11 protein-coding genes, 20 tRNA genes and 2 rRNA genes (1 of these 33 only partly in view) are annotated in these 22,382 nt (G+C 52.7%); 31 read left to right on the top strand and 2 right to left on the bottom strand.

All coding sequences use genetic code 11. The features are described 5' to 3' along the window. The 15 genes from L6439_RS24680 to L6439_RS24610 all read left to right on the top strand — a co-directional run. A 23S ribosomal RNA gene (locus L6439_RS24680) occupies positions 1 to 1,773 on the top strand; it begins 1,155 nt to the left of the window's first position. A gap of 60 nt (positions 1,774 to 1,833) precedes the next feature. Further along, positions 1,834 to 1,950, top strand: a 5S ribosomal RNA gene (rrf, locus tag L6439_RS24675). Positions 1,951 to 2,015: 65 nt separating this feature from the next. Then, a tRNA-Asn gene (locus L6439_RS24670) sits at positions 2,016 to 2,091 on the top strand. A gap of 4 nt (positions 2,092 to 2,095) precedes the next feature. Continuing rightward, positions 2,096 to 2,171, top strand: a tRNA-Thr gene (locus L6439_RS24665). Positions 2,172 to 2,206: 35 nt separating this feature from the next. Next, positions 2,207 to 2,281, top strand: a tRNA-Glu gene (locus L6439_RS24660). Positions 2,282 to 2,287: 6 nt separating this feature from the next. Then, a tRNA-Val gene (locus L6439_RS24655) sits at positions 2,288 to 2,363 on the top strand. 9 nt (positions 2,364 to 2,372) lie between these two features. Continuing rightward, positions 2,373 to 2,448, top strand: a tRNA-Thr gene (locus L6439_RS24650). 21 nt (positions 2,449 to 2,469) lie between these two features. Next, positions 2,470 to 2,544, top strand: a tRNA-Gln gene (locus tag L6439_RS24645). A gap of 7 nt (positions 2,545 to 2,551) precedes the next feature. Next, positions 2,552 to 2,627: transfer RNA gene (locus L6439_RS24640), tRNA-Lys, on the top strand. 15 nt (positions 2,628 to 2,642) lie between these two features. After that, a tRNA-Leu gene (locus tag L6439_RS24635) sits at positions 2,643 to 2,725 on the top strand. Positions 2,726 to 2,810: 85 nt separating this feature from the next. Then, positions 2,811 to 3,596 (top strand): IucA/IucC family C-terminal-domain containing protein, encoded by a 786-nt coding sequence (locus tag L6439_RS24630; protein WP_213471736.1) that lies wholly within the window; start codon positions 2,811 to 2,813, stop codon positions 3,594 to 3,596. Positions 3,597 to 3,690: 94 nt separating this feature from the next. Continuing rightward, positions 3,691 to 3,765 (top strand) — tRNA-Gly (locus L6439_RS24625). Between the two features lie 8 nt (positions 3,766 to 3,773). Continuing rightward, a tRNA-Arg gene (locus L6439_RS24620) sits at positions 3,774 to 3,850 on the top strand. Positions 3,851 to 3,871: 21 nt separating this feature from the next. Next, positions 3,872 to 3,948, top strand: a tRNA-Pro gene (locus tag L6439_RS24615). Between the two features lie 5 nt (positions 3,949 to 3,953). Further along, positions 3,954 to 4,027: transfer RNA gene (locus L6439_RS24610), tRNA-Gly, on the top strand. A gap of 1,020 nt (positions 4,028 to 5,047) precedes the next feature. On the opposite strand, the gene L6439_RS24605 is transcribed toward L6439_RS24610, so the two are convergent. Together L6439_RS24605 and L6439_RS24600 are read right to left on the bottom strand one after the other, a co-directional pair. Next, positions 5,048 to 6,157: a DUF4179 domain-containing protein gene (locus L6439_RS24605; protein ID WP_213471737.1), complete on the bottom strand. Its 1,110-nt coding sequence runs from the start codon at positions 6,155 to 6,157 to the stop codon at positions 5,048 to 5,050. Further along, entirely contained in the window at positions 6,144 to 6,680 is a 537-nt protein-coding gene (locus L6439_RS24600) for a sigma-70 family RNA polymerase sigma factor (protein ID WP_213471738.1), read from the bottom strand. Before L6439_RS24600 ends, L6439_RS24605 begins: the two co-directional genes overlap by 14 nt. A 252-nt stretch (positions 6,681 to 6,932) precedes the next feature. Here L6439_RS24600 and L6439_RS24595 point away from each other — a divergent pair. The 16 genes from L6439_RS24595 to ectB all read left to right on the top strand — a co-directional run bounded on the left by L6439_RS24595 (position 6,933) and on the right by ectB (position 21,743). Beyond that, a tRNA-Gly gene (locus L6439_RS24595) sits at positions 6,933 to 7,007 on the top strand. A 7-nt stretch (positions 7,008 to 7,014) separates the two neighbouring features. Next, positions 7,015 to 7,091, top strand: a tRNA-Arg gene (locus tag L6439_RS24590). A gap of 22 nt (positions 7,092 to 7,113) precedes the next feature. Continuing rightward, a tRNA-Pro gene (locus L6439_RS24585) sits at positions 7,114 to 7,190 on the top strand. Between the two features lie 5 nt (positions 7,191 to 7,195). Further along, positions 7,196 to 7,269 (top strand) — tRNA-Gly (locus tag L6439_RS24580). A gap of 87 nt (positions 7,270 to 7,356) precedes the next feature. Beyond that, positions 7,357 to 7,431 (top strand) — tRNA-Gly (locus L6439_RS24575). A gap of 6 nt (positions 7,432 to 7,437) precedes the next feature. Further along, a tRNA-Arg gene (locus L6439_RS24570) sits at positions 7,438 to 7,514 on the top strand. Between the two features lie 22 nt (positions 7,515 to 7,536). Next, positions 7,537 to 7,613: transfer RNA gene (locus L6439_RS24565), tRNA-Pro, on the top strand. A 7-nt stretch (positions 7,614 to 7,620) separates the two neighbouring features. Further along, positions 7,621 to 7,694: transfer RNA gene (locus tag L6439_RS24560), tRNA-Gly, on the top strand. 217 nt (positions 7,695 to 7,911) lie between these two features. Further along, positions 7,912 to 10,704: a phosphoenolpyruvate carboxylase gene (gene ppc / locus L6439_RS24555; RefSeq protein WP_168182599.1), complete on the top strand. Its 2,793-nt coding sequence runs from the start codon at positions 7,912 to 7,914 to the stop codon at positions 10,702 to 10,704. Between the two features lie 371 nt (positions 10,705 to 11,075). Continuing rightward, a complete protein-coding gene (gene sigW / locus L6439_RS24550; protein ID WP_168182598.1) occupies positions 11,076 to 11,642 on the top strand; it encodes an RNA polymerase sigma factor SigW in 567 nt (188 codons plus the stop codon). Positions 11,643 to 11,793: 151 nt separating this feature from the next. After that, the gene (locus L6439_RS24545; protein ID WP_168182597.1) at positions 11,794 to 12,411 is read left to right on the top strand and encodes a zf-HC2 domain-containing protein; all 618 of its coding nucleotides are present in this window, start codon (positions 11,794 to 11,796) and stop codon (positions 12,409 to 12,411) included. Between the two features lie 170 nt (positions 12,412 to 12,581). Beyond that, positions 12,582 to 13,406 (top strand): diadenylate cyclase CdaA, encoded by an 825-nt coding sequence (cdaA, locus tag L6439_RS24540; protein WP_168182596.1) that lies wholly within the window; start codon positions 12,582 to 12,584, stop codon positions 13,404 to 13,406. Continuing rightward, positions 13,399 to 14,823 carry a CdaR family protein gene (locus L6439_RS24535; protein ID WP_168182595.1) on the top strand — a complete coding sequence of 475 codons (1,425 nt, stop codon included), beginning with the start codon at positions 13,399 to 13,401 and terminating at the stop codon, positions 14,821 to 14,823. Before cdaA ends, L6439_RS24535 begins: the two co-directional genes overlap by 8 nt. A 116-nt stretch (positions 14,824 to 14,939) precedes the next feature. After that, positions 14,940 to 16,292, top strand: a complete 1,353-nt coding sequence (glmM, locus tag L6439_RS24530) for a phosphoglucosamine mutase (protein ID WP_168182594.1) — start codon at positions 14,940 to 14,942, stop codon at positions 16,290 to 16,292. Positions 16,293 to 17,087: 795 nt separating this feature from the next. Further along, positions 17,088 to 18,923 (top strand): glutamine--fructose-6-phosphate transaminase (isomerizing), encoded by a 1,836-nt coding sequence (gene glmS, locus L6439_RS24525; protein ID WP_213471739.1) that lies wholly within the window; start codon positions 17,088 to 17,090, stop codon positions 18,921 to 18,923. Between the two features lie 1,536 nt (positions 18,924 to 20,459). Further along, positions 20,460 to 21,743 carry a diaminobutyrate--2-oxoglutarate transaminase gene (gene ectB / locus L6439_RS24520; protein ID WP_213471740.1) on the top strand — a complete coding sequence of 428 codons (1,284 nt, stop codon included), beginning with the start codon at positions 20,460 to 20,462 and terminating at the stop codon, positions 21,741 to 21,743. Positions 21,744 to 22,382: the final 639 nt, after the last annotated feature.

The following is a 22,382-nucleotide window of genomic DNA, read 5'->3' as shown; positions in this document are numbered from 1 at the left end:
GTCGAGTGACTCTGCGCCGAAAATGTAACGGGGCTAAACGTACCGCCGAAGCTATGGATTGATGCTTGCATCAGTGGTAGGGGAGCGTTGTGTACCGGGTTGAAGGCAGACCGGAAGGACTGCTGGACTGTACACAAGTGAGAATGCCGGTATGAGTAACGAAAAGACATGTGAGAATCATGTCCGCCGAAAGCCTAAGGGTTCCTGGGGAAGGCTCGTCCGCCCAGGGTAAGTCGGGACCTAAGGCGAGGCCGAAAGGCGTAGTCGAAGGACAACAGGTTGAAATTCCTGTACCACCGCAGCCGTTATGAGCAATGGGGGGACGCAGAAGGATAGGGACGCGAGCTGATGGATGCTCGTCCAAGCAGTGAGGCTGGTCAGTAGGCAAATCCGCTGACCGTAAGGCTGGGCTGTGACGGGGAGGGAAAATTACAGTACCGAAGGTCTTGATTTCATGCTGCCAAGAAAAGCCTCTAGCCAGGTGAAGGTGCCCGTACCGCAAACCGACACAGGTAGGCGAGAAGAGAATTCTAAGGCGCGCGGAAGAACTCTCGTTAAGGAACTCGGCAAAATGACCCCGTAACTTTGGGAGAAGGGGTGCCCCGGTAGGGTGAATAGCCCGAGGGGGCCGCAGTGAATAGGCCCGAGCGACTGTTTAGCAAAAACACAGGTCTGTGCGAAGCCGTAAGGCGAAGTATACGGGCTGACGCCTGCCCGGTGCTGGAAGGTTAAGGGGAGTGGTTAGCCGTAAGGCGAAGCTATGAACCGAAGCCCCAGTAAACGGCGGCCGTAACTATAACGGTCCTAAGGTAGCGAAATTCCTTGTCAGGTAAATTCTGACCCGCACGAATGGCGTAACGACTTGGGCGCTGTCTCAACGAGAGATCCGGTGAAATTTTAATACCTGTGAAGATGCAGGTTACCCGCGACAAGACGGAAAGACCCCATGGAGCTTTACTGCAGCTTGATATTGGACTTTGGTACGGTCTGTACAGGATAGGTGGGAGCCTTAGAAGCCGGAGCGCCAGCTTCGGTGGAGGCGCCGTTGGGATACCACCCTGATCGTATCGGAGTTCTAACCTGGGACCGTGAAGCCGGTTCGGGGACAGTGTCAGGCGGGCAGTTTGACTGGGGCGGTCGCCTCCTAAAGAGTAACGGAGGCGCCCCAAGGTTCCCTCAGAATGGTTGGAAATCATTCGAAGAGTGCAAAGGCAGAAGGGAGCTTGACTGCGAGACCTACAAGTCGAGCAGGGACGAAAGTCGGGCTTAGTGATCCGGTGGTACCGCATGGAAGGGCCATCGCTCAACGGATAAAAGCTACCCTGGGGATAACAGGCTTATCTCCCCCAAGAGTCCACATCGACGGGGAGGTTTGGCACCTCGATGTCGGCTCATCGCATCCTGGGGCTGAAGTAGGTCCCAAGGGTTGGGCTGTTCGCCCATTAAAGCGGTACGCGAGCTGGGTTCAGAACGTCGTGAGACAGTTCGGTCCCTATCTGTCGCGGGCGCAGGAAATTTGAGAGGAGCTGTCCTTAGTACGAGAGGACCGGGATGGACGTACCGCTGGTGTACCAGTTGTCTCGCCAGAGGCATAGCTGGGTAGCCAAGTACGGAAGGGATAAGCGCTGAAAGCATCTAAGCGTGAAGCCCCCCTCAAGATGAGATTTCCCACATTGGTAAGACCCCTTGAAGACGACGAGGTAGATAGGTTGGAGGTGGAAGTGCAGCAATGCATGGAGCTGACCAATACTAATCGGTCGAGGGCTTATCCTAACGAAGATGATTATGATTCTTTACTTTCGCATTCAGTTTTTAAGGTACAAACCTTATCTGTTTGGTGGCGATAGCGGAGGGGTTCCACGCGTACCCATCCCGAACACGACCGTTAAGCCCTCCAGCGCCGATGGTACTTGGACCGCAGGGTCCTGGGAGAGTAGGACGCTGCCAAGCAGACAGAGATGCGAGCGTGGATTTGTTGCAGCAAGTCCACGCAGCGCAGAGCTGTTCCTTACTGTTCCCTGATAGCTCAGTCGGTAGAGCACTCGGCTGTTAACCGAGTTGTCACAGGTTCGAGTCCTGTTCGGGGAGCCATCTTGCTCTCATAGCTCAGTAGGTAGAGTGCATCCATGGTAAGGATGAGGTCACCGGTTCGATCCCGGTTGAGAGCTCCAGTACTTTTTTACAAATTATAGGTAAGCTATCCTGAGGCCCGTTGGTCAAGCGGTTAAGACACCGCCCTTTCACGGCGGTAACACGGGTTCGAATCCCGTACGGGTCACCACTTTGTGGACGCTTAGCTCAGCTGGGAGAGCATCTGCCTTACAAGCAGAGGGTCGGCGGTTCGATCCCGTCAGCGTCCACCATTCATGTAAGCCGGTGTAGCTCAGTTGGTAGAGCGGCTGACTTGTAATCAGTAGGTCGTGGGTTCGACTCCTATCGCCGGCACCATGACAACAACTTGTACATCGTTGGGGATTAGCCAAGCGGTAAGGCAACGGACTTTGACTCCGTCATGCATAGGTTCGAATCCTATATCCCCAGCCATTTTTGAGAGCCATTAGCTCAGTTGGTAGAGCACCTGACTTTTAATCAGGGTGTCGAAGGTTCGAGTCCTTCATGGCTCACCAGTTATTTATAGGAATGCGCGTGTGGCGGAATTGGCAGACGCACTAGACTTAGGATCTAGCGGGCAACCGTGGGGGTTCAAGTCCCTCCACGCGCACCAGTATCATGGAACCCTTGTCGGACAAGGGTTTTTTGCTGTTTAAAGGAGAAAATCGGGTCAAGATGGAATGTCAGGAGGGGAAGGGATGTCTCGAGAACTGCAGCCATGCTGGGATACGTTCTGTATTCGCGCTCTCTCAGACTGGGAGCGTCCGGCTGACTCGGTACGACTCGCTCTATCGAAGGAGGAGCTGCTTACCGAAGCAGGAATCCGCCGTCTGCTGCCGGAGGCTAAGCGCTTGTACCGCTGTTCCGATGACAAGGTGGCTGCTTCGCTCTTTATAAAGCGGTATGCGCATCCGCTAGCCGGGGGAGGAATGTATGCTTTCTCCAGGTTGGGCCGGCTGCTGGATCCGGACAAATGGTCCTTTGTCCTTATTCTCGACGTATCTGGAGATATCCATGCCATAGGAGAGCCAGAGCTTGAGCCCGATATGGGGGAAGGCAGACTGCTTGCGCGGGATCGGCAGATACAGCTTTTGTTCAAGGAACATTTTAATCACTTGTTTCGTTTGATGAACCAGGTATCCGGTCTTTCACGAAAAGTGCTCTGGGCCAATGTTGCCAACGTGCTTGAGTACTATTACGATCTTTGGGCTGCAGAGGCGCAGATAACGACGCAGGAGCGGCTTTGGCAGGAAGATAGGAATTGGGTATTGCACGAGGCTGCAGGCGCCTTATACGGCCAATACGAGGCCAATCCGTTGGCATTCAACTACAGGGTTATCCCGCATCCTATACAGAAGGGCAATATGTTGAGGATTCGCGAAGTCTGCTGCCTCAAGTTCCGAAGCGACCAAGGGCTTCATTGCACGACCTGTCCGCATATTACAGAGCAGGAGCGGGCCGATATTTGCAGATTGTATCTTTAAACAAAAAAATTATAAAATTGATGTTGCAATAATATTTGTTTTATGATATATTATTACTTGTCGCTTCTGATGAAACTTGATGGAGAGACAAGATGCGGACATAGCTCAGTGGTAGAGTATCGCCTTGCCAAGGCGAGGGTCGCGGGTTCGAATCCCGTTGTCCGCTCCAGAATAAATGCGCCCTTAGCTCAGCCGGATAGAGCGTTTGACTACGAATCAAAAGGTCGGGAGTTCGAATCTCTCAGGGCGCGCCACTTTAACAAATGGATACGCATCGGGACGTAGCTCAGCTTGGTAGAGCACCTGGTTTGGGACCAGGGGGTCGCATGTTCAAATCGTGTCGTCCCGACCATTTTTGCGGGTGTAGTTCAATGGTAGAACTCCAGCCTTCCAAGCTGGTAGCGTGGGTTCGATTCCCATCACCCGCTCCATAGTGACATTGATTAGCCGCCGTAGGGCGGCTTTGTTGCGTTTAAGAGCAATCTGACCTGCTTAAAGGGTCGGATACCGATACTTTTCGAGCGGAGATGCTGCTTAAGTGAAGTAAACCTGCGATTTTACAGTATTTATTTAGCTCCAGGCAGCTAATCATTACAATTCCTGCAAATGTACAGGATTTTCCCCAGTTAAGGGCTATTATGAACAAAATAGAGAGATTGTTGGAAAACCCCTGTTTTTTTGTGAAGGGGTGGAGAAGGTCCATTTTCCTCATCCAAACTTTGGCTCTTAGAGCGTTTTAAATCGATTTTCTCTACCGGGAGAAGAGATCAATCACAAGTAAAAAGCCCCATAGACTACTCAATGGCCTGATGTTACGGGATCCAAGCGACCGCGTCGGATGCTGGGGGCATCATCGCATTATCCGGCCTGCTGGAAGCATTATCGGCCTGCTCGAAGCATCGTTGCCTCCCGGGGCTTGGACGTGCGGAGGAAATTGCTGCTATTTTACAGGAATTTCGGCTTAATGAGTCCACATCCCGAGGAATTGCTGCAAATCTACATCATTTTAGGCCCTTTTGCTTCAAGCCGAAGCGAAACGGGGAAAATTCCTGTAATTTTGTAGGATTCCCTTTCTGGAATAGTCGTCCATATGGAATTGCTGTATTTATGCAGGATTTCGCTTACTGAATAGGAGCGTCTGGAGAAATCTTGGAGTTTTGCGGATTTCGACTGCCGGATGGGCGTGTCTAGGGAAATTGATGCAGCTTTGCAGGAATTTCTTTTGCGAAAAAGTTGGGCGGCGAGAACCCTGCAATTTTGCAGGATTTAGCTATGGAACGTAAAAGAGAGGCCCTTCTACCGAGGAATGGGCATGAGAGCGGCAGCGGCTACTGACGGTCTGCTGCAACTCGTCGTATCCAAGGAATCGAACGCGGTTGCCAGGCTATCATGGCCAAACCCGATCGGGCGAAGGCTCGAATCGGGTTTGGTGTTGTCTATGCTCCGCCCCGCTAATCGGCAGGGCGCGGTTTTACCGGAATGGTGAACTCAAGCTCCGGAATATATTCCTTCTCCCGCTTATTATTTTCCACCGTTCTCATCATATACGGTTGGACTGTTACTGTGTTCGGCTTGGCCGGAAAAGGCTCGAACGTTGTTTCTGAAGTCCAGGTAGAAAAGGTATCGCCCATCATTCCCCTCCCGCTCAGCACTTCCAGTGTTCGACCTTGTTCATCGATAATATCGGCATTAATGTCGCTTAAGCCCCCGATGCTTGGTTCGCCAGTCAGCTTTAGACAGAGGTTTGTGGAAATCGGCGTCAGTTCCAGCTTTTCAATGGTAAAGTTAATGTTCCCATACGTTTTGGTTGGCTCCTCGGGGACCAAAATGATATTGTCTTTTGTATTTTTGGTAACTGGCACAGTCAATTCGTAAGGCTCCTCGTAACCTGTAAGCCATACCTTCACTGACATGTTGAATTGATCGGGGAGGTTGCCGGATAGCTCGTTAAGCTGCACAATAACGGATTCGGACGGCTCGTTCGCAGGGGTGCCGAATCCAAGGCTGCCATAGGCACCCGGCATGGATACTTGAATTCGGTCAAAAGCGCCTTTCGGCACTCTATTTTCGAAGACCGCCCTAACATCGAGCAGTACGCCTTTCGTGCCTTTAGGCGCTTGCCTTGTCAATTCAAATGCAATGCGTATTCCGTCATAGGTCACTTTGGGAACAATGAGCGAAATGCCATTCTGTTCTATGTTTTCGTTGATGACGGAGACGAGTCCCTCTTGATCGGCCTTTTGCAGTCCGGCATCCCCCATCAGCTTGAAAATGCTGCTCAGAACCGGGATGCTTTTCAGTGACTCGGCCAGTGTCGGCGAGAGGAAACCAGCCCCGACCAAAGCTACGCCCATTGAGGCGACGACCGCAGTAACTATGGCTGCTTTTCTTACTCGACTCGGTCTTGTCTGGGCGGGTTCGGCGAACTGGCTCGTACCTGGCTCCAACTGCCGAATGAGCTGGTACGTGCCGTCCAAGCGAGAGCGCAGCATCGGCGTCAGTTGGTCAGGCAGGTTGTTCCGGCATTCCATCAGATCCTTGTCCAAATTATAACGTGCCACAGTTCATCTCCCCTTCCGGATTGTTGCTTAACCAGCTTAATAATGTCTTCCTGGCCCGATGCAGCCGAGTCTTGACCGCTCCCGCTGAAATATCGAGCACATCGGCAATCTGATGGACAGGAAAATCTTGAAAATAGTGCAGCAAAATGACGACACGCAGGTTCTCATCCAACCGATCGACGGCTTCATGCAGATCGATCTTGTCATATTCGGCTGAACTGGCGGAAGGGTAGGGACACTCCTCAATAGGTATCGCTTGCGAGCGCTTCTTCAAAATTTTGTTGCACTCGTTGATAAGAATGCGGAAGAGCCATGTTTTGAAAAATTCCGGTTTTCTTAACGAGTGTATCGATTTGTAGGCTTTCAACATTGTTTCCTGAATGGCATCGGCGCAATCCGCCTCCTGCTTCACCATCTGCAGCGCCATTCGATACAGGGGCAGCTCCATTTCCTGCATTAGATGAATGAAAGCCTCACTGTCACCGGCCTGCGCTTTAAGAATATATTCTTTATGTACATCCACCTGTTCTTACCACCTTCCTCATAAATCCGGATGATCCTCCTCTGAGTCATTTTCAAACATTAGATCCGGCATTATCAGGAAAGGTTACACGGAAATAAAAATACCTGAGTTGAAAGTATATAACATATTTAAAAATGTTTACACATTACTGGCTGCATTCAAAAATTGGAATCAACTCACTGTTGATACTCAGCAGGAAATATGTTATTATACTTACGTTGTGCAATAATGTACAACATTCTATGTACATCTGCGGACATAGCTCAGTGGTAGAGTATCGCCTTGCCAAGGCGAGGGTCGCGGGTTCGAATCCCGTTGTCCGCTCCAGAAGAATGCGCCCTTAGCTCAGCCGGATAGAGCGTTTGACTACGAATCAAAAGGTCGGGAGTTCGAATCTCTCAGGGCGCGCCACTTTAACCAAACGGATACATATCGGGACGTAGCTCAGCTTGGTAGAGCACCTGGTTTGGGACCAGGGGGTCGCATGTTCAAATCGTGTCGTCCCGACCATTTTTGCGGGTGTAGTTCAATGGTAGAACTCCAGCCTTCCAAGCTGGTAGCGTGGGTTCGATTCCCATCACCCGCTCCATCATCTGCATTCTGCAGGAAGCGAACGTTCAACACTTGTTGAAATTCAACGCAAGTTGTGATATAATAATTAATGTTGTAAAATAATGCGGACATAGCTCAGTGGTAGAGTATCGCCTTGCCAAGGCGAGGGTCGCGGGTTCGAATCCCGTTGTCCGCTCCAGAATATGCGCCCTTAGCTCAGCCGGATAGAGCGTTTGACTACGAATCAAAAGGTCGGGAGTTCGAATCTCTCAGGGCGCGCCACTTTAACCAAACGGATACATATCGGGACGTAGCTCAGCTTGGTAGAGCACCTGGTTTGGGACCAGGGGGTCGCATGTTCAAATCGTGTCGTCCCGACCATTTCTTTGCGGGTGTAGTTCAATGGTAGAACTCCAGCCTTCCAAGCTGGTAGCGTGGGTTCGATTCCCATCACCCGCTCCACTAATATTTCAAGCCATACATATTTCGCACCGAACGGACCTTCGATGAGAGGTCCTTTTTTTATTTCCAGCTCCGAAGTTCCGAACTAATGAGAAGATGCGCAGAGGTAACGTCCGATTTTTTCATAATAAAGTAAAGATTTTCGAGTTATTTTGTAGTATGATGTTAGGAAAGCCAAAATCCGTTGGAACAGGATTGGAGAGATAGGGGGAGACGAATGACAGACCTTACGTTAACCGCGAGCAAAGCGAACTCCAACAACTTGTTGCGGAGGGACGTTCGTTTTCTGGGTAATATCCTCGGTGAAGTGCTTGTCCATCAAGGCGGGAACGAGCTGCTTGACATTGTGGAGAAGATTCGGGAAATAAGCAAATCGTTGCGAGCTGTATTTCTGCCAGAATTATACGAAGAGTTCAAACAACTGATCAATACGTTGAACCCAGATATCCGGCATCAAGTGATACGTGCTTTTGCGATTTATTTTCAACTGGTGAATATCGCCGAACAGAATCACCGCGTCCGGCGCAAGCGCGATTATGAGCGTTCCGCTGGCGAGACGGTGCAGCCGGGCTCGATCGAGAGCGTCATTCTGGAATTGAAGGAACGCAATTGTTCGGAAGAGGAATTGCGCGAGATTCTGGGCAGCATCTCGCTGGAGCTTGTCATGACCGCCCATCCGACCGAGGCGATGCGCCGCGCGATTCTCGATATTCATAAGCGGATTGCGGAAGACATGATGCTGCTTGATAATCCTACGCTGACGTATCGGGAGCGGGAGCAACTACGCGACAAGCTGCTGAATGAAGTCATTACGCTCTGGCAGACGGATGAACTCCGGGATCGGAAGCCGACGGTATTGGATGAAGTCCGCAATGGACTGTATTACTTCAATGAGACGTTATTCGATGTTCTGCCTGAGGTCTATCAGGAGTTGGAACGTTGCCTTGACAAATATTATCCGACGCAGAGCTGGCATGTGCCGACTTATCTGCGGTTCGGTTCCTGGATCGGAGGAGACCGGGACGGCAATCCGTCCGTCACCGCGGAAGTAACGTGGCAGACGCTCCAAATGCACCGGAAGCTTGCGATTCGAAAATACGAAGAACGGCTGAAGGAATTGTTTCGCAGTCTGAGCTTCAGCACCAGCATTGTACAGGTATCCGATGAACTGCTGCAATCGATTGCGGCCGATCGCGCCAATGTCCCATTGAAGCGGGCCGAAGTGTGGAATAATGAAAAAGAGCCATATCGCATCAAGTTGATTTATATGTTCGAGCGATTGAACAATATGTTGGACGAGTCAACGCGAGACACTTCTGCGCGTTACCGCGATCCTGTGGAATTCGTAGAGGATTTGCGCATCATTGACCGCAGCCTTCGCCACCATTATGCGGATTATGTAGCCGATACCCTTGTCACGAAGCTGATTCGTCAAGTCGAATTGTTCGGCTTCTACATGGCCGCGCTGGATATCCGCCAGCACAGCAAAGAGCATGAGAACGCCATGACCGAAATTTTGGCCAACATGAAGATTGTCGATAATTACGGCGCGCTCGGCGAGGAAGAAAAAATCGATTTGCTTCATCAACTTTTGCAGGACCCAAGGCCATTGGTGTCGTCTTATATAGAGTACAGCGAGTCGACCCGGGAATGTCTGGACGTCTACCGTACGATTCAGCGCGCCCAGAGGGAGTTCGGGGAGAAATGCATTACAAGCTATTTGATCAGCATGGCGGAAGCCGCCAGCGACGTGCTTGAGGTCATGCTGCTCTCCAAGGAAGTCGGCTTGTTCCGTCAGGATGCAAACGGCAAGGTTCACTGCACGCTTCAGGCCGTTCCGTTGTTCGAGACGATTGACGACCTCCATGCAGCGCCAGGAATCATGAAGCGGCTGTTCGATCTTCCGATCTACCGGAGCGCGGTCAGCGCGATGAGCGACGTGCAGGAGATTATGCTGGGGTACTCCGACAGCAACAAAGACGGAGGGGTATTTACGGCTAACTGGGAGCTCCGATTGGCGCTGAAGGAATTGACAGCAATGGCTCAAAACTATAATGTTAAAATTAAGTTCTTCCATGGGCGGGGCGGTGCGCTCGGCCGCGGGGGAATGCCCCTCAACCGGAGCATTCTCGCTCAGCCGCCGCACACGATCGGAGGCGGCATCAAGATTACGGAGCAGGGCGAGGTTCTGTCCTCCCGTTATGCGATGCAAGGCATTGCTTACCGCAGTCTGGAGCAAGCGACCTCTGCGCTCATTCAAGCGGCTATGCTGGCACGGTCAGACCATACCGATTTATACGAATCCAAGTGGAAAGAGCTGATGGAGAGCATTTCCCAGACGTCGTTGAAGAAATATCAGGATTTGATTTTCCGGGATCCGGATTTCCTGACTTACTTCAAGGAATCGACCCCGCTGCCTGAAGTCGGGGAGCTGAACATCGGTTCCCGGCCTTCGAAGCGGAAGAACAGCGACCGGTTTGAGGATTTGCGTGCCATACCATGGGTGTTTGCGTGGACGCAGAGCCGATATCTGCTGCCGGCGTGGTATGCGGCAGGAACAGGCCTGCAGAGCTTCTATCAGGGCAAGGAAGAGAATCTGGCCGTGATGCGCGACATGTACCGCCATTATTCCTTCTTCCAGTCGATGATTGACAGCCTGCAGATGGCATTGGCCAAGGCCGATCTGGTCATCGCCAAGGAGTACTCCGGCATGGTGAAGGATGATGCCGTGCGGGAACGCATCTTCCGCCTGATCGAAGAAGAGTATAAGTTAACGTCGGATTTGATCCTTAAGATTACGGGGCAGCAGGAGATTCTCGACAATGTCCCGGTCATTCAGGAATCGATCCGGCTCCGCAATCCGTATGTGGATCCGCTGAGCTATATGCAGGTTGGTCTCGTATCCGAATTGCGTGAACTGCGTGAAGCGGGCAATGACAATCCGATTCTGCTGCGTGAGGTGCTGTTGACGATCAATGGCATTGCGGCAGGACTTCGGAACACAGGTTGATGGCTGACAAGTAGGAATCACCGTATATAGGATTCGTCGATTCGACCAGCATAGGAAGCAAGCGACGATGCAGTCGAGTCTTGAGTGTTCAAGACTCGACTTTTCCTGTGTAGACGCAGGACAGGTTCAACGAGAGAGAAAGGAATCGTGTGCCGGGGGGACGGGCCTTGAAGCGTGGCGGAGGGTATGATGCCTGTGAGCTGCGCACAGCTTCGACGGCCATCGTGCAGCGTGATAAGTGGACGGATGGACAGAGTACAGGGGACGGTGCTCCATAGGTTCGGATTCCTGCTTGCGATGTCCGGCATTGTCATTGTACCGCAATGATTGTAGACATCGGCATTAACGGGCAGTGAGGATGGAGGGAGACCGTGAATACATTGGAGAAACGGCTCGCGAGATTGGCCCGCAAAGGAGACACACGGGCTTTCGCCGAGATTGTCGAATTATATAAAGATAAGATCTATCACCTGGCCTACCGCATGCTGAATAACCGGCATGAGGCGGAGGACGTGGTGCAGGACACCTTTTTGCGCGTATACCGCAATCTGGACCGCTACGACGAGAATCAGAAGTTCTCCACGTGGATCTACCGCATCGGGACGAACTTGTGCATCGATCGGCTCCGCAAGCGGAAGCCGAACTATTCCCTTGACGCCGAGATGACCGAGCAAGAGGGCGTCGACGGATATGCAATGATTCCAAGCGACGACCGGACGCCGGAATCGTATCTGATTGTCAGCGAGACGCAGCGGATGGTGCAGGAAGCGATTAACAGCCTGCCGTCCAAATATAAATCGGTTATGGTGCTTCGGTATTTGCAGGATATGTCCCTGCAGGAAATCAGCGATGTGCTGGATATGCCGGTCACGACAATCAAAACGCGCGTGCACCGGGGCAGGGAATTTTTGCGCAAGAAGCTGGAACGGAAATTATAGGAATAAATAACCGGTTAATTTGTTTGAAACTATTCGATTGCTGCAGCGTAACGTATAGAAGACCGGCAAATATCCGACTTCTCTTCCGGCCGGATAGAGAATTTCGCATTTGCGGGTTATTTTATGAGACTTCAAGAAAGGACTGGCTCAAATGGATTGCAAACAAGCCGTCTCATTGATGCATGATCTTCTAGATGACGATTTGGACCGAGAATGTGCGGTGGAACTGAAAATGCATATGCTTGGGTGTCCGGCTTGCCATGAGCGATTCCGTGAGTTGGAGCAGACGGACCGTCTGCTGTACGGGTTCAATCATCGTTTGCAGCCCGTATCCGAGGATCTCACCGACCGCATAATGAGTATCATTCCGAAGCCGAAGCAGCGCAGCGCCTTTTCGGTATGGGTGAAGCGGCATCCCGCAATTACGGTGGCGGCCGTCTTTGTTTTGGTGATGATGACCAGTTGGCTCAGTATGTGGAATTCAGATAAACAGCTCGTCGTGAAAGGCTCGAATTTGAATGGCGTTGTCATTGAGAACAACGTCGTCATTGTGCCTCCAGACAAGGAGGTGGCCGGCGATCTGACGATTCGCAATGGCACAGCCGAAGTGTACGGCAAGGTGAAGGGAGACGTCACCGTCATCGACGGGAAGCTGTTCCAGGCCTCCACCGCCAATATTTCGGGCTCGGTTCACCAGATCGACGAAGCCATCAGCTGGATATGGTACCAAATTACTAGTTTGTTCGGTACAAGGCCGGATACCCTATGATGGGCAACGCCCGGTCTCTAGACCGATACCTAGCTCTCCTGCGATGTTTGTAGGAGAGTTTTTTGGTTCCAACAGGAGTTTTGCGTCATGGCGAAGAAAAGTATATAGTTAAGTTCATGAGAGAACGCTGTAGATGAATGATTTTATCAGGGAATGTTGGGGGTACCAGCATGAATTATTTTGCGGACATGACGTGGCCGAACATGCTCAAGGATGTTATTGATATTTTGGTCGTAAGCTATATTATTTACCAATTGCTTGTTCTTATCCGTGGCACTCGCGCCATCCAGCTGTTGAAGGGGATTTTTGTCCTCGTCATCATCTGGGCGGTCAGTACATGGTTTAATCTATATACGCTGAAATGGTTAATGAATCAGATGTTCACCTTCGGGGTGCTGGCGCTGGTCATCATTTTCCAGCCGGAGATGCGGCGAGCGCTGGAGCAGCTGGGCCGGGGGAAAATCTTGGGGCGCCGCACCGCGGTCGACGAGGACGAAACGGCTCGCGTTATCGGTGAATTGATTAAGGCCATAAATTATATGTCGCGGCGAAAAATAGGGGCGCTCATCGTCTTTGAGCGCACGACGGGGCTTAATGAATATACCGAGTCGGGCATTTCGATGGAGTCGAGGTTAAGCTCCGAGCTTCTGATTAATATTTTCGTTCCGAATACGCCGCTGCATGACGGCGCGGTCATCGTGCGCGGCACCCAGATCGCCGCAGCCGCCTGTTATTTGCCATTGTCGGAAAATCCGTTCATTAGCAAAGAGCTCGGGACGAGACACCGTGCGGCGATCGGAATCAGCGAAGTGAGCGATGCCATCTCCGTCATCGTATCGGAGGAGACGGGACAGGTCTCTCTGGCGATGAACGGGCAGGTGGTCCGGGACATCAAGGAAGAGTCGCTCATCTCGAAGCTGTTCGAAGAATTGAAGCCGCCTGCCAAAAAGGAACGCCGCGTGTTCTGGAAACGAAAAGGTGAGCATCATGGATAAATGGTTAATGAACAATACATCTGCCAAGATTATCGCGCTCCTCATCGGGGTGCTGCTGTTCATCGTCGTACATAAGGATGACCCGGCGAGTGTCCCGGTTCCTCCGCTTATGGAGACGCGATGGATTGACAATGTCCAGGTGCGCACTGTCGGCCTCGATACGAAGCAGCAGGTAATCAAGTCGATTACGCCGGATTCGGTGCGGATTCAAGTGCGCGGGAAGCGAACGACGATTGCCGCTGCGCTGCCGGAAAACTATAAGGTGCTTCTGGATTTGACAGGCTATGGACCGGGCAAGCACGTCGTTCAGCTCCAGCATGATTTCCCGCCGGGCATCGAGCTTCAGGCGATGCAGCCGACGGGCGTCTCGGTCGAGCTGGAGGATGTGCAGACGAAGGAGTTCGAGATTCAGGTTCGGACCGAGGGAGCCGCTGCCCAAGGATATAAGCCGGGCACGCCGATTATCTCCCCGTCGAACCGGGTTCATGTGACGCTGCCGGCCTCGCGGATGACGGAGGTGGCCGCTGTCTCTGCCGCCGTCAATATCGAAGGGGCCAACGAGTCGGTCATCGCCAAGCGCGTGAAGCTTACGGCTTATAATGACCGGGGGCAGGAAATCGAGGATGCGGTGATTACTCCTTCGGTCGTCGAGATTGAAGTTCCGATCACGAAGCCCTTCAAGACCGTTCCGCTGCAATTGGATCTCGTCGGACAGCTTCCGGACGGGCTGGCGGTCTCTTCGCTGGTGCCGAGCGTCAATCAGATTACGCTGTATGGTCCTCAAGAAGCATTGAATAAGATCGAATTTTTCGACGGGGTTCAAGTAAATCTGAAGCAAATCGACCAAGCCGGACAATATAAGCTGAACGTAACATTGACGCCGCCGCCGAACATTGAGAAAATAGAACCGAGTGAGATCACGGTGGATGTCGTCGTATCCGCCGTGAAGCAGAAGGTGATTACCGGTGTTCCCATTACGCTCACCGGGGAGAATGACCGATTGGAGACATCGATTGTGGAACCGGCTACCCGCAAGCTCGATGTCGCCGTCATCGGTGCGCCGAACCTGATCGATGACATGACCGCCGGCGATATTCAGCTTATCGCGAACGTGAATGATCTGCCGGCAGGCACGCATACGATCAACGTTCAGGTGAACCTGCCCCGCTTCGTAAGGCGAGCGGAACAGACGCCGCTCACGGTAACTGTCGAGATTCGGGACAAGGGGGAGCCCGTCGCGACAGATCCCGTTCCCGAAGGCGGCGGCGAGCCGGATAACGGAACGCACGGCGCTGCGGAAGGGAGTCACCCGAATACAGAACCAACCGGGCCGAACGGCTCGAGCCATGAGGAAGATCAGACGCCGGAAGAACAGACTTCTGCCGATCCCGGCGATGACACGCTCACTCAGGAATGAACGCATATAATCAGCATGTGAACGATATATAACAAGTAATCGAGGAGCTGCCAACCCCATCCGTCCCGCTTGGCGCGGGCGGATGCATGCAGCGGGATGAAGGAGAGCAGGTTGTAATGGGGAAATATTTCGGTACAGACGGCGTACGCGGTATAGCCAATACGGAGCTTACTGCGGAGCTTGCTTATAAAATCGGCCGCTGCGGCGGCTATGTATTAACTGGAAAGGCATCCACCAAGCCTAAGGTCGTTATCGGCATGGACACACGGGTATCGGGACGCATGCTGGAGGCTTCGTTGACCGCCGGTCTGCTGTCCATTGGCGCGGACGTGGTCCAGCTTGGCGTCGTGACCACGCCGGCTGTCGCTTATCTTACCCGCGAGCTGGGAGCGGATGCAGGCGTTATGATCTCCGCTTCCCATAATCCGGTGGAGGATAATGGAATCAAATTCTTCGGCCGTGACGGCTTCAAGCTGCTGGACGAGACCGAACTGGAGATCGAGCGTCTGATGGATGCGGAGATCGATGAGCTTCCTCGTCCGATTGGCCGCGATCTCGGGACGGTCACTGCCGACACGGAAGCGAAATGGCGTTATGTCGAATATTTGAAATCAACGGTGAAGCATCGGTTCGACGGCCTGAAAATCGTGCTGGACTGCGCGAATGGAGCGGCGTATGAACTGGCTCCCCGCCTGTTCCGCGATCTGGGCGCCGAGGTTATCGCGATTGGCGCCGAGCCGAATGGCTTGAACATCAATGCAGAATGCGGATCGACTCATCCGGAACATTTGAAGCGGGAGGTCGTGAAGCAAGGAGCCGATCTCGGGTTGGCTTTCGACGGAGATGCCGATCGGCTGATTGCCATCGATGGAGCGGGAGAAGAAGTAGACGGCGACTTCGTGCTGCTCATCTGCGGCGAGGCGATGAAGAAGGAAGGCCGCCTGAAGCAGGATACGATCGTGACAACCGTCATGAGCAATATTGGCTTCTTCAAGGCTGCGGATCGCCTTGAGCTGAATACGGCGAAGACGGCGGTCGGCGATCGCTACGTGATGGAAGAGATGCGCCGCGGGGACTATAACCTGGGCGGAGAGCAATCCGGACACGTCATCTTCCTGGACTACAATACGACAGGGGACGGCATGCTGACCGGCATTCAATTGGTTGACACGCTGAAGGGCAGCGGCAAGAAGCTGGGCGAAGCCCGGCAAGTGATGCGGAAGTTCCCGCAGGTGCTCGTGAACGTGCGGGTTGAAGATAAGAGCAAGTATAAAGACAATCCGGTCATCGAAGAAGCGATTGCTTCGGTGGAGCGGGAATTGGGGGATAACGGCCGCGTGCTGGTCCGTCCTTCGGGTACGGAATCGCTCATTCGCGTCATGGCCGAAGGCCCGGAAGTCGATGTGGTCGAAGGATATGTCAAGCAGATTGCAGACGTCATCTCACAGGAATTGAGCGTATCGAACTAGTGGAGCAGGCCGTCTGTCCGTGTCGAGCGGATGGGCGGCTTATGTCCTAACTTGCCGGGAGACCGGTTGCCAACGGGGAGCAACATGAATATAATAAGAGCAGATTCCGCTGTGCAGGATGGAAGGACAGCTTGCCGGGCTTCACGACATCACAGCAGTAGCCGGCTGACGCACGGAATCGACATGCCATGCATTGAATACACGGTCGTGTGTATTCAGTCCAGTAAGACAAGACTCTGGCGGGCGAGTCATGAGATTCGAAGAGCTTGCCGAACGGAAGGCATGGACGGTATTCGATTCGATAAGGAAAGCGAGGGTAGAAGCCATTTCGCAGGGAACTGCATTATAAGCGCCAGCACTTGGCACCAGCGTTCGGCATGCTGGACAAGTGGACGAGGTGGAGGTGTTCGGAATTGTTCGGCGGGGACCTCCCGGTGCGCCAACGGCACCGCAATAGCATGACGGAAAGCGGCAAGGCGACTTGCTGGACAATGTCTGCTTACGTTGACAGCGTGATTTTCGATTATACAGGAACGAAAATATATACGAAATGGGCTGGCTCATGAATGGACGCGCACATCGGATTCGGATCTTTTTTCCGGACATGCTGCTGTGCATCGCTCATTCCTTGCACAACTGAATATCACGAATTGCGGTTCCCCTGATGGCAGGACGTTCGTTCCTGGACAGGGGGCCGGCGGCCCTAATGCCATGCATCGATGCGTTGTTGCAGGCAGCATGGCTTCCGTGTGCGGCGTCCTGCACGTGCGCCGGCATAACGGAGGTTGGATTAGGATGTGTGGTATTGTCGGATATATCGGTGCAAGAAATTCTCAAGCTGTATTGTTGGATGGATTGAGCAAGCTGGAGTACCGGGGCTATGATTCGGCCGGCATTGCGGTATTTACCCCGGATGGGCTGCAGGTCAGCAAGGCCCAAGGCCGCCTGGCGGTGCTCGCTTCCCGGCTGGAAGCGCAGCCGCTGGAGGGGAACGTCGGCATCGGGCATACGCGTTGGGCGACGCACGGGAAGCCTTCGGATGAGAATTCTCATCCGCATACGGATGCTTCGCGGAAGTTCTCCGTCGTCCATAACGGGATCGTGGAGAACTATATGGAACTGAAGGAAGAGCTGATCGCGGAAGGGGTTCATTTCGTGTCGGATACCGATACGGAAGTGATCTCCCACCTGATCGCCCGGGAGTACGACGGCGACATCGTCAAGGCGGTCCAGCGGGCGACTTCCCATATGCGCGGCGCCTTCGCGTTGGCTGTGCTGACGGAATACGAGCCGGATAAGCTGGTCGCGGTACGTTTTGCCAGCCCGCTTGTCATCGGCATCGGCGATGGCGAGAATTTTATCGGGTCGGATATACCGGCAATTTTACAGTATACGCGTCGAGTCTATATTTTGAATGACGGAGAGATGGCGGTCCTCACCCGGGACGCTGTCGAATTGATGACACTGGAAGGGAATTTTATTTCTCGGGAAATGATTGTTGTCGATTGGGACGCGGTCACTGCAGAAAAAGGCGGATATGACCATTTCATGCTCAAAGAAATTCATGAGCAGCCCAAGGCGTATCGGGATACGATGCGCGGAAGAATTACAGAGGGCCGCAGCGGCATCAAGCTGCCGGAGCTGAATGTGCTCAGCGCCGAGAAGCTGCGGAAGATTCGCAATATTCACATTGTCGCTTGCGGCACCGCTTATCATGCGGGTCTGGTCGGACGGACGCTCATCGAGCAGTGCACAGGCATCCCGGTGGAGACGGATGTCGCGTCGGAGTACCGGTACCGCTCGCCGATTATTACCCCGGAGACGTTGGTCATCGTGGTAAGCCAGTCGGGAGAGACGGCCGATACGCTCGCCGCTCTGCGGGAAGCGAAGCGCTGCGGCGCCGCCGTGCTGGCGATTACGAACGCGGTCGGCAGCTCGGTCGCCCGCGAAGCGGATGACACGATCATTACGTGGGCCGGTCCGGAGATCGCGGTCGCTTCGACGAAGGCGTACACGTCGCAGCTGATTGCCTTCATGCTGTTCAGCTTGTACGCCGCCCAGACGCTGGGCACGAAGGACCAAGCCTGGATCCGGGAACAGTTGGCCGCGATGCAGGCCTTGCCTGAGCAGGTTGAGCGCATCCTGGAGCAGGCCGGCGAGCTGAAGCGGGTGGCCGAGGAGATGGCCGGGCATGAGCATCTGTTCTTCATCGGACGCGGCCTCGATTACGCGGTCGCGCTCGAGGGCTCGCTCAAGCTGAAGGAGATCTCGTACATTCATTCCGAGGCCTATGCGGCCGGAGAATTGAAGCACGGTACGCTGGCTCTGATCGAAGAAGGCGTGCCTGTCATCGCGCTTGCGACCCAGTCTGCGCTCCTGGAGAAGACGGTGAGCAACATCAAGGAAGTGAAGGCGCGCGGCGGAGTCGTCTTCGCGGTCACCGACGAAGCCAACGCTCCGGCGCTGCAGAAGGCGGTCGACGCCACCTTCGTCGTCCCGGCTACGCTGCCGCTACTGGCGCCCGCCCTCGCTGTCGTGCCGCTGCAGCTTATCGCGTATTACGCGAGCCTGGCCCGCGGCAATGATGTTGACAAGCCGCGCAATCTGGCGAAGAGCGTGACGGTGGAGTAAGTTAGGTTGTTATTTGCACTGTAATGTCCCAGTATAAAAAAGCCGTGAACCGAAATGCAAGATGAATGATTTTCAGCATCTAAAAGGGAGCCCGAGGGATTGATTCGTGGCTCCTTTTTAAAATACTAAAAAACATTATACATACTTCATAATTGGTGGTGAAAATGTTGAATGACATTGGCGATAAAATAAAATGTATCCGTAAAGAAAACAATTTAAACCAAGTTCAATTTGCCAAAAGCATAGGAATTTCTTAAGGGAACCTGAGTGAAATTGAGCTGGGAAATAGTAATCCATCTGCGGAAACATTATTATCTATTCGAACACAATATAATGTGAGCTTAAATTGGCTATTGACTGGTGTCAATGCAGAAGATGGGACGACATATGAAGATGAATTCGAGCGAAGGTTGATTGAAGTTTATAGAAATCTTGATGATTATGATAAGAACGAAAAAATTGAGTTTATACGAGTAAAAATTCAATGGAAAGTAATGTATTTCCTTATTGCTCAGTTTAAGATAAGGAGCAAATGGAAGATAATGAAGAGGACGCAGCCAAGCGAAGAAGCGGGAGCGTCCTTTTTATTGATATCGTGGGCAGATTTGCTTAGTAAAATAGGAACAATCGACGTCACACTACCTCTAGCTTCTTCTAATGTTCACAGGCCGAAAGCTGTTTAAAATGATTGGTTTTCTCCGCAACTGCTATCAGGTTCTAAATTGTGTAACAACGCACCATCATTATCTTGAAAAGCACGAACAACCATTACTAACTTAAAAGGGAGATGTCCCTTTAAATCGCCCCTAGTAACCTACGTTTTACTAAACGAGCGTGTAAACGTCAACGTTTGCGCTCTACGAATACCTCTTGCCTTTTCCTACTAATCTAAAATATACATTCTCTAGCCGCTTATGGCGAGATCCTTCCGATCCGTTCTAGCAAGGAATATAACGGCATGACTCCCGCCCTCGAAATGACATGGAGGAAAAAGAGCAAGGAGAAAATCCAAAGATGGACAGATTCAATGTTCATTGAGGCAGCACAGGCAGGACTTGATCTTTCCGTTCATAAGCGGCACCCCGTTTTGCGAACGGATAAGGAATGCAAATGGATTATAAAGGTGATGAACTTTTTACAGATTGGCCGCCCTCCCTGAATGTCGACACGCGTCGAATTCCTCGATTGATGGCAAACCATTCCCAGCGTTTCTTCATTATTCGCTCTTTTTAGGCAAAATATTTACACCTTATGTTGGAAAGACCAAATTTAACTAAAGCTTTACTATACATTCTTGGAAATTTTGATATAATTATACTTGGCTCACCTTTCCTATTATGCTAGAACATAGAATTAAAGGGTCCTTATACCTATTCGAGCTGTGCGCGAGAACCAGTCCACTGGCTACCGAGAAGCCGGCATGCGGGGACCGAAAAGTGTGGAAAATGACAGCCGAGAATATGTTGCTCCATGACGTCAGAAGGTTCAGAAAGGATGAAGCCAACCTTATCCCAATTCCGATGGAGGATGAAGCGCGTGAGCATTTTTGAAAAGCTGGAATCCAACGTAAGATCTTACTGCAGAAGCTTTCCGGTGGTATTCGACCGGGCCAAGGGGGACCTGTTATATTCTGAGGACGGAAGGGCATATATTGATTTTTTTGCAGGTGCTGGGGCACTGAATTACGGTCATAACAACGATTATATCAAGGACCGGGTTCTCGATTACTTGACCTCCGACCGGATTATGCACGGTCTGGATATGTATACAATGGCCAAGCGCGAATTCATCCAGAGCTTCTCGGAGCGGATCCTGGAGCCGAAGAAGCTGAATTACAAGCTTCAATTCTGCGGTCCGACGGGGACGAACGCGGTGGAAGCGGCCCTGAAGCTCGCACGCAAGGCGAAGAAGAGAACCGGGATATTCGCATTCATGGGCGGCTTCCACGGCATGTCGCTCGGCAGCCTGTCGGCGACAAGCTCCAAGTCCATGAGGGAAGGGGCAGGGCTTCCTCTGGGCGGAGTTACGTTCATGCCGCACCCGAGCGGGGCTTTCGCAGAAATGGATACGCTCGGCTATATCGAGAATATCCTGACTGATTCGCACTCCGGAATCGACAAGCCGGCCGCCATCCTGCTTGAAACGGTACAAGCCGAAGGCGGAATTCACGTCGTCGACGCGCAGTGGCTGCGAGGGCTGCAGCAGCTTTGCCGCAGGCACGATATCCTGCTCATTACCGACGACATTCAAGTCGGCTGCGGCCGGACAGGCGAATTCTTCTCCTTCGAACGTGCGGGGATCGAGCCGGATCTCATTACGCTGTCGAAGTCGATCAGCGGGTACGGCCTGCCAATGTCCCTCCTGCTGCTGAAGCCTGAATTGGATCTCTGGACGCCGGGCGAGCACAACGGCACCTTCCGCGGCAACCAGCTCGCTTTTGTGGCCGCCAAGGCCGCTCTCGAGTTCCGGGACAGAACCGCCCTGGAAGCCGAGGTGAAGCAGAAGGAAGAGTTTGTGCGCTCGTTCCTTGACAAAGAAATCAAGCCTCTGCATCCCTCGATCGCGATCCGCGGACTCGGCCTGATCTGGGGCATTGACGTCTCGGGCTTCACGGATGAAGCCGGGGCGAAGCGGATGACGGAGATCAGCTTCGAGAACGGGCTCATCATTGAAAGAGCCGGCAGAGGAGACCGCGTGCTGAAGATCATGCCACCGCTGACCGTCTCGATGGAGCATCTTGCCGCCGGCTGCGACATTATCAAGTCCAGTATACAGCAGGTGATCTCTCAGGAGACCCAGGATTTGCTGGTAACGACCTAAGCTCGGCCAAGCCGGTGACCGCCCCGGCAAGAGGCACGGAAGTGCTTTCCGGGGGCCGTGCGGCCCTGATGTTAAGATAACGTTTTTACCCCATTGGAAGATTTTCTCCCCATGCTGCCTGCGGTACCGTCAGTCAGCATAGAATTCACCTCTAATCCAAGGGCTGTCCCTTTCATGCCATACGGAGCATTCTTTGAGCCTCATGCAGCGCCATCGTCACATCTAATCGTCAGGAAAAGCTCACTACCCCGCAGCCGGATCTTTACTTATCCACACCAGGGCTGCGGGGGAATACATAAATCGTACATAGAGTGTCTCAATACCCCTTAAACATAGGCTTCGACAAAGGAAGTTCCGGTGCCGAATCCGGAGGTACGGCCGGCTTCCTGCTGGCCGGCCGGAACCCTACAGCAAGCCTTACATCGATGGAAGGAACATCCCTTGTCCATCCCCAAATCCAAGTCCGAACCCAATATTAAACCAAAGCCCGTCTTCGGGCGGCTCGTCCGCAGCAAGCATATGAAGCAGAGGAGCCGGAAGCAGCCGCATCCCTTGCGTAGAACGATGCTCTTTGTTGTCTTTCACGCATGGGAGCCGAGCGGGACAGCTGCTAGGCAGAGGATTGCCGCATGCGATCAA

Origin of the sequence: Paenibacillus dendritiformis (assembly GCF_021654795.1) — a bacterium.
GTDB lineage: Bacteria > Bacillota > Bacilli > Paenibacillales > Paenibacillaceae > Paenibacillus_B.
The sequence above is the reverse complement of the archived record's forward strand: the minus strand, read 5'-3'. Positions and strand labels throughout refer to the sequence as shown.

Coding starts and splice junctions, on each gene's coding strand:
- glmM (WP_168182594.1), top strand. CDS start 14,940: ATGGGGAAATATTTCGGTACAGACGGCGTACGCGGTATAGCCAATACG.
- L6439_RS24630 (WP_213471736.1), top strand. CDS start 2,811: ATGTCTCGAGAACTGCAGCCATGCTGGGATACGTTCTGTATTCGCGCT.
- L6439_RS24535 (WP_168182595.1), top strand. CDS start 13,399: ATGGATAAATGGTTAATGAACAATACATCTGCCAAGATTATCGCGCTC.
- glmS (WP_213471739.1), top strand. CDS start 17,088: ATGTGTGGTATTGTCGGATATATCGGTGCAAGAAATTCTCAAGCTGTA.
- cdaA (WP_168182596.1), top strand. CDS start 12,582: ATGAATTATTTTGCGGACATGACGTGGCCGAACATGCTCAAGGATGTT.
- ppc (WP_168182599.1), top strand. CDS start 7,912: ATGACAGACCTTACGTTAACCGCGAGCAAAGCGAACTCCAACAACTTG.
- L6439_RS24545 (WP_168182597.1), top strand. CDS start 11,794: ATGGATTGCAAACAAGCCGTCTCATTGATGCATGATCTTCTAGATGAC.